Source organism: Nocardia sp. IFM 10818, assembly GCF_054655275.1.
The window spans coordinates 5,238,862-5,255,084 of record NZ_BAAHJH010000001.1 but is presented as its reverse complement, the minus strand read 5'-3'; the positions used below and the strand labels follow the sequence as shown (position 1 = coordinate 5,255,084).

The window sequence follows — 16,223 nt, the reverse complement described above, 5'->3', positions numbered from 1 at the left end:
ATCGCTGCCCTTGCATCCAGGTCGAAGTCGGATCCTCGCAACAACGACAGGAGCTGATTCACGCCCAAGTGGTCATTATCGAGGTGGTCGCGGCTTCGTCTCTCAGCCACTTGGCCGCAGATGACTCATGCATCACTGGCTCTAGTAGAAGACGTCGAAACTTGCGATTCGGTCCTCGCTCAGCGAGTTCGCCTGCATGACACCTAGCGGGGTATCCCTGAGCCAGCGCATATACATCCAACGGCCCTCTCCATCGCCGAGGGGGTCTTCGTTGTAGGCGGTTTCGATACGTTCGAGCTGATCATCCAAGTCTTCGGTGCATCGATGAAATTCGCCAACTTCATCGACCGTGCCGATGTCCATAAGTCCTCGGTCGGCAACGAACCTAATTGCTTTCAGTACCTCAGGGAGCACCGACTCCTCCGGATGCAATCGCCTAGCATTGAAGACCACCTCAACAAGAGGTACGACATCATCCAGCCCCGAATACAACATCTTCTAACTCAGCATGTCACTCATTTCCTATGAACCTTTACGGTAGCGGCATGATGGGACGCCGGTTATGAGTCGATATCTATGGGAAGCGTGTGACCGAACCGTCGGTTCAGTCGAGTGTTACCAGTACACATTCGTCCAAGTCAGCGGCAAGTCGATAGAACTTGGCATACTGGGCCAGCAGGTCGAGGAGCTCATCGCGATCCCACGGACCTTTATAGACGTGGGAGGCGTTCATCGCTTCAGCGTCGAACAGCTGCGCGGCGCTCTCCAGACTGCTCTCCACAAAGTCCGCTACGGTCCGCGCGGTCGCCGGGCGGACAAACCGGAGTGTAATCCCTTGCCCCCCAGTCGCACCCGAGGCGAACGGCTCGGCCCCGAATATTGCGGACTCGGCCAGCCCGTTTGGATTCCGCCCTTCACTCGCCCGGCGGTTCGGGGCAAGTAGCCAGAAGAGGGCATCCCACGCCCGCGTAGACATGGCCCGGTCGAGAATGCCGGGCCGCTCCGTCACGATTTGGCGAGCGACGGGAGCCAACTCCTGCCAGGTGGGATCATCCCGGTACGGAGAGTTGGCCAGATCCGCAGTCGCCAAGCTGTTGAAGAAGACAATCGCACCCTCGGCGGCCTCACGGTCGTGCATCGCCCGTTCCAGCAGCGGCTCGTAGGGAATGGCCTGGTATCCAGCATCGAGACCCATCCTCAGACCATAGGACTCGACTATCAGCCGGCCCTACCCGGGCATCACATAATCGGCATGGGGTGGGTTCGGCGTCAGATACCCGTTGGTCCTCCGAGGTCCCGCGCTGGCCGGTTCGCTCGATGCGCCCAACGGCACGAGCGAATGTTCGGAACGCGCCAGGCGTGGATCGAACTCTCCGGTCAACGACAGCGGCGTGGCGGCGCTGGCAGCGGAATGTAGTCCAGTAGGTTCGCCGCATCTCAGCAGGCTCTACGTTCGGCCAAACCCAACGAAAGGCTGATGTGACCTCGCACAAAATCATCCGCCGATCCGCTAATTGCCGCATGGCGCTCCTGGTCGCCGCAGCACTGGCTACGCTGTCCGCGTGCAGCTGCGAGGTCCAGGTCGGTAACCCTCAATCTCCTGCTCAGAGCGTCGATCCAAACGTGTTGGCAACTGAAGTCGAGAAGCAGGTCGAGAGCAAAGCGAACACCACAGTCGACTCGGTGAGCTGCCATGGTCCGCTGGAGGCCAGGGTCGGAGCGACCCAACACTGCGATGTGGTCTCCGGCGGATCGACCTATGACACGACGGTCACAGCGAAGTCGGTCTCCGACGCTGGCCAGGTGGACTTCGACGTCCAGGTCAGCGATACCCCCAAATCCTGACGGTCGATTCGATCAGGTACACCCATCGGCATGTCAACGCATACGTCCGGCTGGTCCGAACCGTCCAGGTCGCGGCAGTTCCGGGCGTTCTCCCTGCGGTCTATAGGGTCGCGATCATGACCGATGGCCGACTGCCGGGTCGATCGCGCTGGGGCACGCCGATCGGATTCGTGCTGTACCGGACTGCTGAGTGCTGGCGGTATGCGGTCTACCTTCGCGACCCCACCGGCATCATGGACGGGTACCTGCCTGATATCCCGCCCTCTGCTGCCGTTGCGGAAGCACAGGCCGAGTTGCATCAGCGGGCCGAGCTCGCGCACGGCCGGAAAGTCCACATGCGCTGGGAGGCATCCGGCAAGCCTGACTGGTGGACAGCCGAGGTCACAGACGTCGGCCCGCTGTCTGGGGACGAACCAGGTGCGGAGTGCACCGAGTCCTAGGCAGCAACGGAATGGGTTCGATCCGATGCGCTCGGGTTCTCTTCCCGGCGGTCGAGCCGTTCGAGGAGCGTGGGATCGTCGCCGGTGAAGGACTGATCAGCGGCTACCAGATCAGTACACCGCCGCCGACTCCCAGGGCTCGGCCCGCTGCGATTTCGATGTTCGCCAGTGTCTCCAAGATCCCGTAGGTCAGTCGGGTGGCATCCGCCTCGTTCATCTCCGGCGGCACGAACTCGGTGAGGTGTTCGCGCACGATGCGGCACTCGCGGAGCAGTCCGGGGAGCTCGTCGGGCATGACGATGAGGTCGGCGCGGGGTCTGGAGGTGTCGGCCAGGACCGGGAAGAAGCGGGCATCCAGCGAGTGCATGGCCGGTGAACCCCACACCTTGGTGCGCCAGCTTTCGCCGCCCGCGGAGTCACTGACTCCTTCTGGGGTATCGAGTATTTCGCCCACGGCATCGCTGCTGCCGGCCGCGCTGGGCAGGAAGGTATAGACGTTCAGGCTCACCCGGATACGTAATCACGTCGTGCGGCAAAACCGGTTGAGGCCGTGCGGCATGGCCGCTCGGCACAGCGCGGTCAGCGGCTGGTGCGTTCAGAGGGCCACCCACCCGGGTGGCGTTGCGGAGAACCGGTGCGCCTCGATGTCGCTAGGTTCGCATCGTGAGGGTACGCATCCAAGCCGGCGACCAACCGATCACCGTCACCTACGAGATCCAGGGCGATGAGCACCAGCTCGCAGCAGGCGACCACGTGATCCTGGAATACGACAACGAATTCCCCCACGCCGACGACGTGCATGTAGAGCACGGCCAGCAGAGCATCACCATCTACATCCCTTCCGGCAGCTGGCGAGTGTGGTCTTCCGCGGGTGTCGACATCACACCGTGACGGTTCGCGCTGCACTCGGCAGCAGCGGATGTCCTGCGCCGCGGTCGGTCTCACCGCCGTGTGAGTTCGCGCATGCCCTCACCGGTCCCGAAGAACCACCAGCCCGACGGCGGGTCCGGCGGCAATCGACCGTCCAGGAGTGCGATGAATCCGTCGGCCACCTCGAGAATGCGGGTGAGCTGGACGCCGTCGGGTCGACGGGCAAAGCCATCCGAGACCGGGATGTCGTCCAGGATCAGCCACCGCCGCAACCGATCCACACTCACATCACCGGCCGCCACCGCGGCGTCGCGGGCAGCCCGGGCGCATGCGCGGATCTGCTCTCGGTGCTGGCGGGTGTCGAAGTCGATCGTGGTGCTGTGATCGTTGAGTGCGGAGGCGCGGCGCCACTGGTCGCGGAGGTCGGCGAGCCAGGGATCGTTGGTGTGTGGCTCGTTCCCGAGCTGGTCGACCAGGTAGGCGAGCCACACATCGAGCGCATCGTCCACAGCCCAGAACCCTCGGCCGTCGATCTCCACGAACTTGGTCGCACTCACCCCAGGAGTATGCAGCGGCCACTTGATCTTCCGCCGCCGACATCCCCGGGGAGTGCTCGAGTACTCGACAACAGAAAACACTAGGGTCGTGAATCGAGAACTCTGGTCGTGCTGACGGGCCCGCAGACGCGATCTCGTGCCTGGCAGGGGCCGTTAGATGTGTTCACCGACGCCCCGGCGGGCCGAGCACCGCGGCACACCGATGCCGAGCGCTCCGGCAGCATAATGATCGCGTGGATCCCGAGCCCAACCTTCGGTCTCGATCTCAGGCACGATTGATCACCGATGCCCATCGCCGCCTCGCGGAGGAATTCGCTGCCGTCGAATCTCCGCGGTGGTCCGAGCGTGCTGTGTCCGCATGCCTGAACCGGCTCATGATCAGCACCGTCACGGAAGCCTCCCGCATCGCTGTCGAGGATGCCTGGGTGGAGGACGAGTGGACCTTCGTGGTCGTCTATCGATCTCCCTATTTCGCTGGTCTGCTCGCGTTGCGATCCTCGACCTACAACCCTCGCGACAACATGTTCTCGAGCATGTACTCCCCCCGGTTGACCGCGGAACCGGATCCGACCAGCTATGGCCGCGATGTCGCGGACTTCGACATCGGTGAACCCTTGGGGACCGCGAGGGACAGCCTTCGAGTGGACGACCGCGGTATTCACTGGTGGGGAAGCCCACCGGCGCCATCCACGCGGTGAGGTAGTGACTGCCGTGCATCGATCGGCCGACATGTCCGCGAGTGGTGGGTGGAACGAGTCGCTCGCAGATGCAGGGCCGAGGTTGCGGAATGATCGGCTCATGTCAACCATGTCCGGCCAGGGCAGGGAACCTGAGCCTCGTCCCGGCTTCATACCGGAATGTCGCTTGGTTCCCGAGTCGAGCCGGTACTCATCGAAGGCAGTGCGAGATATCCGCTACGACGGCGATCTGACGATCGCGATTCAAGGTCCCGGCTTCTCGTATGCGAAGGTCGTGTTCCGCCGACCGGCGGGGTTCCGGGTCCTGGACGAGGTGGACCTCACCGAATTCTGGAACACCTACAGCGAGCCCAACGGCTGGTTGTGGGAAGTCCTTCGAGGCGGTTGGCTGGATCTGGAACGGCGCCGGCCCTACTTCGTCACCGGGGAGCGTAAGGGGCTTCGGGAGTACTTCGTGGTCGACGAGGACTGCATCAACGTGCTCGCATGGGAACAACCCGAGATCATCGATCTCGGAACCGATCCCACGTCAGCCACGCCTTGATGCTGTATCGGCAAATTGGTGCGTTCGACCGACGCCGGATGCCCGCGGCGCCTTGACCTTTCGTGGCGGGGCTGGCCGGTTCGGTCGGCACGCGAAGCACGCAGGCGCAGGCGGGCGTTCGTTGCGTTCAGGACTGGGCGTAGTCGTCGATTCTTTGAATAATGAACTCGCCTATCGTCTTGGCGAGGTCGTCGGCCGCCCTGTAGTACATAGTGTCGACCTGGCGTAGTGGCACCGGCTCGGCATGCTCGTCGAGGGCGGCCTGTTCGGTGGCGAAGTAGGCGTCGAAGACTTCCCGCGGTCCGGTCAGCACCGGCCGATCGCCGCCCCAGGCCGGGAGCAGTGCGGTGGTGTGGGCATGATGCGCTGCCGACAAGCAGGCGGAGGCCAGTTCCGGCCGGCCGAAGAACCGCAGCGTGCCGGGGAGGTAGAACAGTTCCGAGGGGTGGTTGTACAGGAACTGTTCGAAGCCACCATTGCGAATCTCGTGGTCGCACACGGCCATGAGGACGACAATGCCCACCGGGGGCGGCAGCATGTCGAACGGGATGTACGGACCCCCACGCCAATCGGCGGGATAGGACGAGTTATCCCAGAAGATCAGTGAGGCGGCCCCGGTGATATCTGCGGCAGCGGCCAGATCCAACAGCCGTTGTCGATCAGACGCCGGGACTAGATACTCCATCGCCATACGATAGCGAAACGGTAGCTGTTGAGGTGATGTCGGCCGCTGCGGTTGTGATGGTACCCGCGTGACGCCGGGCTGATCGGCCCCGCTCCGTCGGCCATCGTCATGTGCACGTGTTCGCCCGTCGATTCTTGATCGGCGCGAGCCGCCCCGTAAGCGGTGCGGGTCGGCGTGTCGGGCGAGTTGTGGAGGAGACGCTCTCCTAGCGTCACCTGCACAGACCTCGCCGTATCAGCGAGAGGAGTACGCCATGGACACACCGGTTCGGGTTCTCGCGCTCGGCGCTGCACTGGTGCTGGCCTCGGTTGCGACGCTGTGGAGCGTGATCAAGGTGGCTCACGTCCGATCTGAAGGGCGTTCCCGTCTTGGACAACTGCGTTTGTTCGATGTGTATGGCCGATCCGGACCCACTTCGTGGCTCCTGCTCTGGATCGTCCTTGCTGCGGTAATGGTTCCGGCGGCCCTGCTTGTGGTCTTCGAGCTGATCCCGTTGTGGATATATCTCGGGATCAGCATCGGTGCGGTCGCTGCGGCAGGGACAGTCGCGCGTGTCTGGTATCTGACCCACATGCCCACGCGCAACGAATAGCAGGAGACGCTCGACGGGCCTCCTACTCGGCGACCGCTGTCCTAGCCGGGCTAACCCCCCAGCAGGCCAGGCAACTGAATCCCGCCCGAGTTGAAGAGCAAGCTCAGCAGTCATCAGCCCCTGATCCAGGACGGCCGAGATGCGCGGCATTCGGCAGTTCAGTGGATTCACCGGCGGACCCGCAGCCTTCCAGATCCGCCGGCCTACTTGTTGTCCGGACGAAGATGGCCGCGCCGCATGATGGGCACCTCAGGCGGTACTCGCCGACCTCGCCCGGTCCGGAAACCCATGTCACTTCCAGAAAGTCATCGTCATTCTCTGGGCAACGGACACCTCCGGCCTCACCGCGTCCGATCTTCTTCACGGCTTCGATCCATCGGAGCCTGCTGGATGCGGTCACGCTGGTCCCATCACGAAACGGGTGTGGTCGTGGCTGCTGCCCGATCATCGGCGATGATGGCTGGGTCACCAGTACGGAGGCTTGAGGGCCCGTCGTTCAGCACTGGTCATCGATCGTGTGTCGAGGATCTTATCCGGGCGCGGCAGGCCGACCGCGGCACGCAGAGCGTGATAGTCGTCGTCGGTGACGGTCCACGGACTGTCACCAAGGCGAACGATCGTAGCGCCGGTGCGCGGGTCGGTTGTGATGACCGCACACGCTGGCAAGTGGTTGGTCTCGAGATTGACGTCGGTGGCGAAGAGGTTCAGCCAGCCGATCGGCAGCTTCGAGAACCGTGCGCTGGTCGCCTTGTCGATCATTCGGAACGTCCGCAACGGACGGATCAGCTCCGCCACAGCAGAGGTGATCTTGTCGGCTTGCAACGGGATATAGAAGAACGCATCCGGTTCCAGCCAACGCTGCACGGCCTCGAACAGCGCCAGCCCGATAGCGCCGCTGGTCGCGCGCGAATCCAGTCCTGCCTCCGCCAGCGCCTGATCTTTGGGCCGGATATCGAACGACAGCTGGGTCACCGACGACACCGACCGCTGGGGTGCGCCTTCGGGGACGGTGAGAAAGGGTTCTGCGCCGATCGACGCCCCGTAGGGCGTCGAAATAACGAAGTACACCTGGTCGGAGATCGATGTCCAGTCGCCGTCGGCCCGCGCGATCGTGAACAGTTCCTCGAAGCCCGCGGGATCGGGGGACACCGGGACCCGCTCGTCCTGCTTCATCAGCCGGGTACTCCAGGGGCCGGTCCAGATCGGATCCAGCTCGGCCAACTCCGCGATCAAACCGGCCAGTCGGCGTGCGGCCACCGCATCGGAATCCACGCGGTTGTACACGACCACACGAACGCGATACACCATGTTGTCCTCGGGTGCCTCGAGTTCCAGCAGCTTCGAATCGGCCATCCTCACCGCCGTTGCCCATCCCGGATCCTTTCTCGAATCCCGCAGTCTCACAGCTGCTCTGCCCCCTCGAAGGTCATGCGGTCCTACCAGCGCGACCAGCAGGGTCCCAGCCGGTAATGAGGGCGGGTTCTGGCCTGTGGCGTCTTAACCCGGCGACACTCAGCAGGAGACCTTCTGGGGATGATCGGCAGAGGCCGGAGGGGATCGGCGGCATCACCGGTGGGTTCGTTCTGGGCGCGCCGACCCGGAATCACGACACTGTCCGGTCCTCTCCAGTTGGGTCATAACCTTCCGTCCAGTAATCTTTGTCTATCTCGTAAGCGTGGATGACGAAGCATTCTGGCAGATCGCGAAATCCAGGCTGGATTCTAAGCCGTTCGATCGCTGCCCGTGCGTTTTCCTCTGAGGAGTACACGCCGATCAGCTTTATTTCATCTTCGCCCTCGTTCAGTTCATACTCGTGGTTGACGAGGTACACGATATCCATGAAATTGGCCTCCTAGGCGTTCATCGGGATGTGAAGAATTCTTCGGTCCAATGATCCTTGTCCAGCGGAAACCGCGAAAAGTGGAAATCCTCGGGACGATCACGGAATCCCGGCAGCATGGACATGCGCTCGATCGCACGCTGCGCGTTGGCCTCGGTAGAATACGCACCGATGGTTCGTAATTTGTCGGAACCATCCGGTAGCTCATAGAAATGCTCCAGCAAGTAGACATGATCCATTGGCTTCTCCTCCTGTTACTTCCCGCCCTTCGGGGGCTGTGGTTCCTGCCAGGCTCGGTCTCCATACTTCTTGATCTTGTTGAATTCGCTGTTCGGGCCCGTACCTCTGGGGCTGCTGTCCCAGTTTCCTGGGCCGTAGTGTTCGTCCATCATCCGCCGCGCGTAGTCCTTTCCGCTCTCTCCGATATAAGGAGCCTTGCCCTTGGCCCAGCTCGGCGCATCATCGGCCCAGTCTTTGCCGGAACCCTGTTTGGGAACCCGGGCGCTGTGAACTGGCTGCGCCTGATCGTTTCTGGATCACTGACCGTCCCGTGAGGAGAACGCGCGTTCCGCGGCTGCGATCTCGTCGAGGAACATCTTCTGAACTTCGTCGAACTCCCCGGCCCTCAGCCAGACCTCCTGGAGGGGCACCCCGGGTACCAGGGCATCGAACTCGTAGTGACCACGCGACATCCACAACAACCGGCCACGAGTCTCGTCCTCGAACAGGAACAACCGCCACGGATCGAACTCGTACACCTGCGGCCCGACCGGAACCGACCCAAGTGGGGCGCCCTCCTCGCGCATTTGCTCGAAGGTCTGTCCGCGGTCTTCATACAGCGCCGCCATCACCGTGCGAAAGGCGACCTCGGCTGGCTCGTCGATCATCTCCTCGCCCTGGCCTCCTCTCATGCGGCGCAGCCGCAACTGCATGGGGACGACGGCATCGATCAGCTGGGCTTGCGGCTCGAAGATGCCGACCGACTGGCCACCACACCACCAGCGGATGCGCCCCCACAGCCAGCGGAAGAAGTCCGGCTCGGACATCCTGCTGTTATCGAGATCGAACTCGACAGCAAACCGGCCCGGATCGCCCACGATCACCGGTGACTACCACCTTTCAGATGCCGGGATACCGCCTTACTCCTCACGAGCCCAATAATCCCAGGTGGGCAATGTCATCCCGTGCGAGGGCAACACGGCCTGGGCTCAGCCACGCCACCCGTTGGCGAACGCACTCAGTTGCCGCAGATCGCGCTGACCGAACCGGCCAGCCCGCCTGATCCTCAGTCGCGGACGGGGTGTCGGATGTAGTCGGCTGGTGGGGTACCGAATTCGAGGCTGTTCTCGTCGAGCCCGTTGCTGATGGTCATCCGGTTATCGGCGAATGCGAAGCTGACCGCGATCATGCCTGCGGCGAAATCGGCTTGCTGGCTTGTCCATTCGAGCAAGTCGACAGCAAGCAGCCGTTGGCCTTCGAGGGCGGTCAACGCAGGGACAGCATCGGACCGCCAGGACAGGTGGAAGGCGTGGATCTGTGCGTCGTTGTCCTCGGGGTCCGACCAGGAACGCTGCCGATGGGGATCGATGCTGTTCCAGGTGATCGACAGCTCGTCGAACTTCTGGTGAGTGATCTCGACCTGTTCACCGTCGAAGTCCAGCACTACCGGGCAGTCGGCGAACCACTCATCCTCTGATCGGTCCCAGACAAGCCAGGATTTGGACAGAGGTCTGCCGACGAGCCGGTTCAGCCGTTGGCCGTGAGTGGATTCGATGGCGGCGCGCCCGTTGAGCCAGCGCGGTTGGTATCCGTGGATGCCGAAGTAGGACACCGCACGATTATCGGCGGCGGTGCGCTGTCGCCAAGTATGTGCATCGACTGCGGGGCGTGTCGTCGCATCGCCCCGAACGCACTGAACTGCCGTTGGTCGGGCGGTTCGCTGCGGCCGCAGCGCGATAGGTGAGCGAGTGCATTCCGTGTGCTGCTCAGTCCCACCAGAGCACGATGGACAGCCGACGATGGGCGGCTTTGTCGTAGAAGTCCTGCAGCAGGGCATGCTGTTCGGCGAGCAGTTCCCCTAGCACGCAAGGCCGCGGCTACTCGAGCGACCTGGAGTGGGTCCAAGGCGGTCACAAGCTCACCGAAATGAGATTCGCGTGATCCCGATAGGCCGGATTGACCTCCGCGCCAGCGTCGAAGGCATCGCGCAATGCCTCCAATACCGTTGGGTCTGCTCCGGTCAGTTTCCACGTCGGCGCCAAAATGAGAGGCCACCAATCCAGATCGAGAAGATCGGCGTCTGGCACCGCGGTGAACGAACACACCGTGTCCAGCACCTGTACCGATTCGCGACATCTGGCGAGCAACGCCGCAGGGATGTGGGCGAGCTGCTGGTCAGGGCCACACAGGGCAGTATGCCCACTGCGTGGCCCGAAACCGGGCGCTTCGGCAGACGGCCAGCTCGATCGGCCCGTCGGGCCGGCCCGTCGCCCATCGCTGTCAACGAAGTATCCGGAACTGCCTCGACCCGGGCGATCCAGGCCCTGCCAACCAGCTACGCGTCGATGCTGTCCCGCCCGGCCGATATCGCTGCCCTGATCGCGAAGGCCGCGCGCGTAACAGTTGCAATCACTCCGGGTGCTGAGGCGGAGCACCGCCTCGGCACCCGATCGTTGACTGAACCAAACAAACTGACGCCGCCGCATCCACCTCGTGGCGTAATTCGTTGCACCCTGGTCATTGTCAGTGCACAGCGAGTTGTCCTCCCGACGGGGAGTCAGGGGTCGTCTGGCGTGCCGCTTCGGCGTCTTTCGCGAGGCAGCCGGCATCCTCACCGATGCGGGTCGGGTGCATGCCTCGAAAATGACGACATCACCTCAGATCTCGTAATGATCTGCTGACCGAGCGACACGTGCGTCGGCCAGCTCGAGGAGTGTCTGCCAGTCCGGCAGCGCCGGCGCCCGAGGATTCTGCGATTCATCCTCGCTTGGCGTGCTTCCGTTCTTCGACACTGCCGCGGATCTGCACGCCGAGTGGCATCAGGTTGACCGAGTCGTCCATCATGCCATCGGCGGATCGATTCGCCGCTGCTTCAGGTAGGCGATCACGTCCGCGCGGCGGTCCGCGGTGTACCAGCCGGTTTCGGCTATCTCCATAGGGATTGTTCCGTCCATTGCAAGGCTCCTCCTTCCGTTCCGTCACTGTGGTCTCGGGCAGCTGTGGGGGTCAGGGTGACTGCGGACCTGAAGGCCGAAGTCGTTACCTTCCAACGATCCTCGCCGCCGAAGTGACGGACGGGTGGCCGTGATCGTTGCCGTCGAGCGGGACGAGACGGACCCTGCAGATGCGCGACGACTCGGCGATGTCGCCGGGACGGCCGAGCGCGGGCCACCCGTGGGGATGGCCCGCGCCCGTCGAGCGTCCTCGATTCAGTGGGTACCGGCGGCCGCCGCCAGGGCGGCTAGGTCGGCGTCGGAGATTTCGGCGATGCCGTCCGCGGTGACCTCCAGGACGCGGGCGGTGCCGATGTCGAAGAAGAGGCCGGAGACCGTGACGCCGCGTTCGTGCACGGCGCGTCGCACGACCGGGTGGTTGTACAGGGTTTCGAGTTGCAGGGCCACATTGACCATGCTGAGCTGGTCGGCCGCGCCGAAGCCGGCTTTTTCGGCGGCCCGGGCCACGGGGTGTCCGTGCCGGAACCCTTCCACGGCGGGGCGAGCGTGCACGAGCCATTCGTCGAGGCCGGGGCCGAAGGGCGGACCGGCCAGGACGGCATTCATCGCGCCGCAGGACGAATGCCCGCACACCACAAGGTGATCCACGTGTAGCTCGTCGAGGGCGAAGCTCAGGGCCGCCTCGATAGAGCTGTCGCGGCCGCCCGCGGGGACCAGGTTGCCGACATTGCGCACGGTGAACAGGTCACCGGGGCCGGTGCTGGTGATCACGTTGGGCACGATCCGGGAGTCCGCACAGGTCAGAAAGAGCGAGTGCGGGTTCTGGCCGTGGCGCAACTCGTCCAGGTGCGGGCGCACCACGTGGGCGTTGCGACGGTGGAAATCGGCCACGCCCTCGGTGATGGGGTTGCCCTCGTCCTTGCGCCAGGGTCGCAGTACGTCGTCGAGCAGGCCGCGGGCGTGGCCGCGCACTGGCGGAGCGGTCAGCGCGTTGGCCATGCGGACGGTGCCGAGTTCGACGTATTCGACTGTGCCGCCGTTGTTCTCGTGCTGGCGGGCCCAGTCGTGGATGGCTTCGCAGGCGGCGTGGTCGAGGAAGTCGACGCCCATCTCGATGAGCACGTCGGTCCCGGAGGGTACCTTGTTCAGTTCGCCGGACAGCTTGGGCAGCGCCAGGAAGGTGCAGGTGCCGTCGATGGAAACCACCCAGCGGTCGGTCCCTGCCACGGGCTCGGCCGACACCACCACGCGCACGATGCGCCACAGCAGCAGCGCGAACGCCAGCGCCAGGCCGATGAGCACGCCCTCGAGGAGGTTGAGGAACACCACGGCGAGCACCGTGACCACGTAGACGAGCAGGTCGCCGGTGCGGTGTGCGAGCTTGATGTGCGCCAGCTTCACCAGCTGGATACCGACCACGATGAGCAGCCCCGCGAGCGCCGACTTGGGGATCTGCTGCACCAGTCCGGCCAGCGCGACCGAGAACACCAGCACCCAAATGCCGTGCAGGAACGCCGATGCCTTGGTGCGGGCTCCCGCCTGTACATTGGTGGCGCTGCGCACGATCACACCGGTGACGGGCAGACCGCCGAGCAGACCGGAGGTCACATTGGCCGCGCCCTGGGCGACGAGTTCCTTGTCGAAGTTGGTACGCGGACCGGTGTGCATCTTGTCCACGGCGACCGCGCACAGCAGGCTCTCCACACTCGCGATGAGCGCGATGGTCAGCACGGCGAGCGCGACCGCGCCCCAGTTGCCGCTGGGCACATCGGGCAGGCCGATGGCGTCGAACAGCGAGCCGCTCAGCACGATGCGCTCGACATTGCCGGGCAGGATCAGCGACAGCACGGTCGCCACCAGAACGGCGACGAGCGGGCCCGGGACGACCCGCACTTTCCCGGGCATGTACTTCCAGCCGAGCATGATGGCGATGACGACGCCGCCGATGAGGACATCATCGCCGTGGAGGCTCAGCAGCTGGCCGGGCAGCTCGATGACGTTCTGCAGCGCTGTGCTGTGCGAGGCTCCGCCGAGCAGCACATGCAGCTGCTGCAGCGCGATGGTGATGCCGATACCGGCCAGCATGGCGTGCACGACCACCGGCGCGATGGCCAGGGCGGCGCGGGCGATCCGGCTCAGACCGAACACGATCTGCAGCACACCCGCGGCGGCGGTGATGAAACAGGCTGTCTTCCAGCCGAATTGGTTGATGGTCTCGGCGACCACCACGGTCAGACCGGCGGCGGGACCGCTGACCTGCAGTGGGGACCCTCCGAGCAGGCCGACGACCACACCGCCGACCACGGCCGCGATGAGCCCGGCCGCGATGGGCGCGTCGGAGGCCACCGCGATGCCGAGCGAAAGCGGCAGTGCGACAAGGAAGACGACGATGGAAGCGGGCAGGTCGTGACGTAGCCAGGTGGCGAGCCTGTCGTCGTGTCTGCCCGGCGGTGAATCGGTGTCGTGGGACATATCGCTCCTTCAGGCGGATCGCGCGCGATCCGGATGAACTCGAAATGTGTCGGGCATCGAATTTGCAACTGTGGACTGCATTGCTCACAGCTCACCGGACTAGATGCTGGCCAGGCTATAAGTAAAGACTCAGCAAAGCCTGAGAAAAATTGTGCCACAAAGCAAACACGTATGTGAATCCTTTTTGGGCTCACCCGTCGAATGCGCTTGATCAGGCCTATCGGGCCGCGATCGAATGGACCACATCATCTATCTCGGCGATGCCGTCGGCCATGACCTCCACCACACGAGCCGTCGCGATGTCGAAGAAGAGCCCGGAGAGCACCACGCCGCGTTCCTCCACACCGCGCCGGATCAACGGATGCGCGTACAGGGTCTCGAGCTGCACGGCCACATTCACCATGCCCAACTGGTCCACCGGCTGGAATCCTGCCGCCGCCGCGGCTGCGGCCACCGGATGGCCGAGCCGGAAGCGGTCCAGGCTGGGCCGGGCGTGCCCGAGCCATTCGTCGAGGCCGGAGCCGGTGATCGCCTCGTTGTACAGCGCCTCCATGGCACCGCATCCGGAGTGCCCGCACACCACCACCGACCGGACGTCGAGCTTCTCCAGGGCATAGATGAGCGCGGCCTCCATCGAGGAGTCCCGTCCGCGCGCAGGAATCAGATTGCCGACATTTCGGACGGTGAACAGGTCGCCAGGCCCGCTATTGGTGATCACATTCGGCACGATGCGCGAATCCGCGCAGGTGACGAAGAGTGAATCCGGTTCCTGGCCGTCACGCAGCCCGCCCAGGTGTGGGCGCATGAGATGCGCGTGGCTGCGGTGGTAGGCCGCGACGCCGGCCACGATGGGATCGACGTCGGCGGCGGTGCGTCGCCACGGCCCGAGCGCTGTGTCGAGCATGTGCCGCAAGTGGCCGCGCGCGGGCGGGCCGTCGGAGGCATCGGCCATGCGGGCGGAACCCATCTCCACGAATTCGACTGTGCCGCCGCCGGATCGGTGCTGCTGCACCCAGTCCTGGATGGCGTCGTGGGCACCGTGGTCGAGGAAATCGACGGTCATCTCGAGGGTGCTATCCGCGCCCGCGGGCACCTTCCCCAGTTCGGCGACGAGGCGGGGGAGCGCGAGGAAGGTGCAGGTGCCGTCGATCGTGATGCGCCACCGCCCGTCCTCGAGCGACTCCGCGATGATCACGACCCGCACGACTCGCCACAGCAGGATGGCGAAGGCCACTACCAGGCCGACCAGCATGCCCAGCAAGAGATTCCAGAAGACCACCACGATCACGGTGGCCGCGTAGACGACCAGGTCGCCGGTGCGCTGCGCGCGGCGGATATGCGCGAGCTTGATCAGCTGGATACCGACCACGATGAGCAGTCCGGCCAGCGCCGCCTTGGGAATCTGCTGCACCACGCCGACCAACGCCACCGAGAACAGCAGAATCCACACCCCGTGCAGCATGGTCGAGGCCTTGGTCCGCGCCCCCGCCTTCACATTGGTGATGCTGCGGACGATGACCGCCGCCACGGGTAAGCCGCCGATCATGCCCGACACAATGTTGGCCGTGCCCTGCCCGATCAGTTCCCGATCCAAATCCGTTCGCCGCGAAGAATTCTGCCGCATCCGGTCCACCGCGACGGCCGATAGCAGCGTCTCCACGCTGGCGATGAGCGCGATGGTCACCGCCATGAGCAGCACCGCCGCCCAGCCCCCGTCCGGCACCTGCGGCAGCCGCAGTTCCTGCAGCAGCGACCCGTCGAGCGTGATGTGCTCCACGCGCGTGGGCAGCACCATCGCCAGCAGGGTCGCCACCAGCACCGCCACCAGCGGTCCCGGCACGGCCTTCACCGGTTTGGGCAGATGCCGCCAAGCGACCAGAATGACGATCACTATCCCGCCCACCAGCAGATCCCCGGCCCGTACCGACCGCAGCTGCTGTGGCAGCGCGGTAATGCTGTCCCACGACGAGCTCAGCGAATCCTCGCCCATCAGCACATGGACCTGTTGCAGCGCGATCACCACGCCGATACCCGCGAGCATGGCGGCCACGACGACGGGTGCGATGGCCAGTGCCGCTCGCGCGATCCGCCCCAACCCGAACAGGATCTGCAACCCGCCCGCCAGCACGGTGATGAAACAGGTGGCAGCCCAACCGAATTGGTTGATGGACTCCGCCACCACCACGGTGAGACTGGCCGTGGGCCCGCTGACCTGCAGTGTCGATCCCCCCGCAGCGCCCGCGACCACCCCGCCGACCACGGCGGCGATCAATCCGGCGGCCACGGGCGCACCGGCGGCGACGGCGATACCGATGGACAGCGGTAAGGAAACCAGAAACACCACGAGTGAGGCGGGCAGATCGTGGCGGACCCGATCGGCGAGGCCGGGATGCGACGTCCGGGGAAGCTGTTCGGTGTCGGTGGACATATCTCTCCTTCGCCGAAGCGGCTGAGCCGGTCCGGTTCATCGGTCAACATGTACTGGCATCGAGAGCGAGCGGCGGGCG

General features: G+C 64.4%; 19 protein-coding genes. 6 read left to right on the top strand and 13 right to left on the bottom strand.

Annotated elements, in window-relative coordinates:
• Positions 1 to 141: 141 nt before the first annotated feature.
• Positions 142 to 363: a hypothetical protein gene (locus ACYQ5L_RS24420; protein WP_459960532.1), complete on the bottom strand. Its 222-nt coding sequence runs from the start codon at positions 361 to 363 to the stop codon at positions 142 to 144.
• Positions 364 to 604: 241 nt separating this feature from the next.
• Complete coding sequence (locus tag ACYQ5L_RS24415; RefSeq protein ID WP_459960529.1) at positions 605 to 1,195, bottom strand: DUF1877 family protein; 591 nt, start codon at positions 1,193 to 1,195, stop codon at positions 605 to 607.
• Between the two features lie 284 nt (positions 1,196 to 1,479).
• Here ACYQ5L_RS24415 and ACYQ5L_RS24410 point away from each other — a divergent pair, with 284 nt between their 5' ends.
• Both ACYQ5L_RS24410 and ACYQ5L_RS24405 read left to right on the top strand, forming a co-directional pair.
• Positions 1,480 to 1,845, top strand: a complete 366-nt coding sequence (locus ACYQ5L_RS24410) for a DUF4333 domain-containing protein (protein ID WP_459960527.1) — start codon at positions 1,480 to 1,482, stop codon at positions 1,843 to 1,845.
• A gap of 116 nt (positions 1,846 to 1,961) precedes the next feature.
• Complete coding sequence (locus ACYQ5L_RS24405; protein ID WP_459960525.1) at positions 1,962 to 2,285, top strand: hypothetical protein; 324 nt, start codon at positions 1,962 to 1,964, stop codon at positions 2,283 to 2,285.
• A 103-nt stretch (positions 2,286 to 2,388) separates the two neighbouring features.
• Here the strand turns inward: ACYQ5L_RS24405 and ACYQ5L_RS24400 are convergent, their stop codons facing one another.
• Positions 2,389 to 2,793 carry a hypothetical protein gene (locus ACYQ5L_RS24400; protein ID WP_459960523.1) on the bottom strand — a complete coding sequence of 135 codons (405 nt, stop codon included), beginning with the start codon at positions 2,791 to 2,793 and terminating at the stop codon, positions 2,389 to 2,391.
• 155 nt (positions 2,794 to 2,948) lie between these two features.
• On the opposite strand from ACYQ5L_RS24400, the gene ACYQ5L_RS24395 reads away from it, so the two are divergent.
• Complete coding sequence (locus ACYQ5L_RS24395; RefSeq protein WP_459960521.1) at positions 2,949 to 3,176, top strand: hypothetical protein; 228 nt, start codon at positions 2,949 to 2,951, stop codon at positions 3,174 to 3,176.
• Positions 3,177 to 3,226: 50 nt separating this feature from the next.
• Here the strand turns inward: ACYQ5L_RS24395 and ACYQ5L_RS24390 are convergent, their stop codons facing one another.
• Positions 3,227 to 3,712 carry a hypothetical protein gene (locus ACYQ5L_RS24390; protein WP_459960519.1) on the bottom strand — a complete coding sequence of 162 codons (486 nt, stop codon included), beginning with the start codon at positions 3,710 to 3,712 and terminating at the stop codon, positions 3,227 to 3,229.
• A gap of 374 nt (positions 3,713 to 4,086) precedes the next feature.
• Between ACYQ5L_RS24390 and ACYQ5L_RS24385 the strand changes: the two genes are divergently transcribed.
• Both ACYQ5L_RS24385 and ACYQ5L_RS24380 read left to right on the top strand, forming a co-directional pair.
• Positions 4,087 to 4,410, top strand: coding sequence for a hypothetical protein (locus ACYQ5L_RS24385; RefSeq protein WP_459960517.1), 324 nt, complete (start codon positions 4,087 to 4,089; stop codon positions 4,408 to 4,410).
• A gap of 202 nt (positions 4,411 to 4,612) precedes the next feature.
• Entirely contained in the window at positions 4,613 to 4,954 is a 342-nt protein-coding gene (locus tag ACYQ5L_RS24380; protein WP_459960515.1) for a hypothetical protein, read from the top strand.
• A gap of 127 nt (positions 4,955 to 5,081) precedes the next feature.
• Here ACYQ5L_RS24380 and ACYQ5L_RS24375 read toward each other — a convergent pair whose 3' ends face one another.
• Positions 5,082 to 5,639, bottom strand: a complete 558-nt coding sequence (locus tag ACYQ5L_RS24375; RefSeq protein ID WP_459960513.1) for a DMP19 family protein — start codon at positions 5,637 to 5,639, stop codon at positions 5,082 to 5,084.
• A gap of 253 nt (positions 5,640 to 5,892) precedes the next feature.
• Between ACYQ5L_RS24375 and ACYQ5L_RS24370 the strand changes: the two genes are divergently transcribed.
• A complete protein-coding gene (locus ACYQ5L_RS24370) occupies positions 5,893 to 6,231 on the top strand; it encodes a hypothetical protein (RefSeq protein ID WP_459960511.1) in 339 nt (112 codons plus the stop codon).
• A 465-nt stretch (positions 6,232 to 6,696) separates the two neighbouring features.
• Here the strand turns inward: ACYQ5L_RS24370 and ACYQ5L_RS24365 are convergent, their stop codons facing one another.
• The 8 genes from ACYQ5L_RS24365 to ACYQ5L_RS24330 form a co-directional block, all read right to left on the bottom strand.
• Positions 6,697 to 7,584 (bottom strand): hypothetical protein, encoded by an 888-nt coding sequence (locus ACYQ5L_RS24365; RefSeq protein WP_459960509.1) that lies wholly within the window; start codon positions 7,582 to 7,584, stop codon positions 6,697 to 6,699.
• Positions 7,585 to 7,834: 250 nt separating this feature from the next.
• A complete protein-coding gene (locus tag ACYQ5L_RS24360; protein WP_459960507.1) occupies positions 7,835 to 8,071 on the bottom strand; it encodes a DUF7336 domain-containing protein in 237 nt (78 codons plus the stop codon).
• Positions 8,072 to 8,091: 20 nt separating this feature from the next.
• Positions 8,092 to 8,310: a DUF7336 domain-containing protein gene (locus ACYQ5L_RS24355; protein ID WP_459960505.1), complete on the bottom strand. Its 219-nt coding sequence runs from the start codon at positions 8,308 to 8,310 to the stop codon at positions 8,092 to 8,094.
• A gap of 297 nt (positions 8,311 to 8,607) precedes the next feature.
• Positions 8,608 to 9,174, bottom strand: a complete 567-nt coding sequence (locus tag ACYQ5L_RS24350) for an Imm42 family immunity protein (RefSeq protein WP_459960503.1) — start codon at positions 9,172 to 9,174, stop codon at positions 8,608 to 8,610.
• Positions 9,175 to 9,356: 182 nt separating this feature from the next.
• Positions 9,357 to 9,902 carry a hypothetical protein gene (locus ACYQ5L_RS24345; protein ID WP_459960501.1) on the bottom strand — a complete coding sequence of 182 codons (546 nt, stop codon included), beginning with the start codon at positions 9,900 to 9,902 and terminating at the stop codon, positions 9,357 to 9,359.
• A 298-nt stretch (positions 9,903 to 10,200) separates the two neighbouring features.
• Positions 10,201 to 10,407 carry a hypothetical protein gene (locus ACYQ5L_RS24340; protein WP_459960499.1) on the bottom strand — a complete coding sequence of 69 codons (207 nt, stop codon included), beginning with the start codon at positions 10,405 to 10,407 and terminating at the stop codon, positions 10,201 to 10,203.
• A gap of 1,092 nt (positions 10,408 to 11,499) precedes the next feature.
• Positions 11,500 to 13,716, bottom strand: a complete 2,217-nt coding sequence (locus ACYQ5L_RS24335; protein ID WP_459960498.1) for a SulP family inorganic anion transporter — start codon at positions 13,714 to 13,716, stop codon at positions 11,500 to 11,502.
• A 217-nt stretch (positions 13,717 to 13,933) separates the two neighbouring features.
• Positions 13,934 to 16,144, bottom strand: coding sequence for a SulP family inorganic anion transporter (locus ACYQ5L_RS24330; RefSeq protein ID WP_459960496.1), 2,211 nt, complete (start codon positions 16,142 to 16,144; stop codon positions 13,934 to 13,936).
• Positions 16,145 to 16,223: the final 79 nt, after the last annotated feature.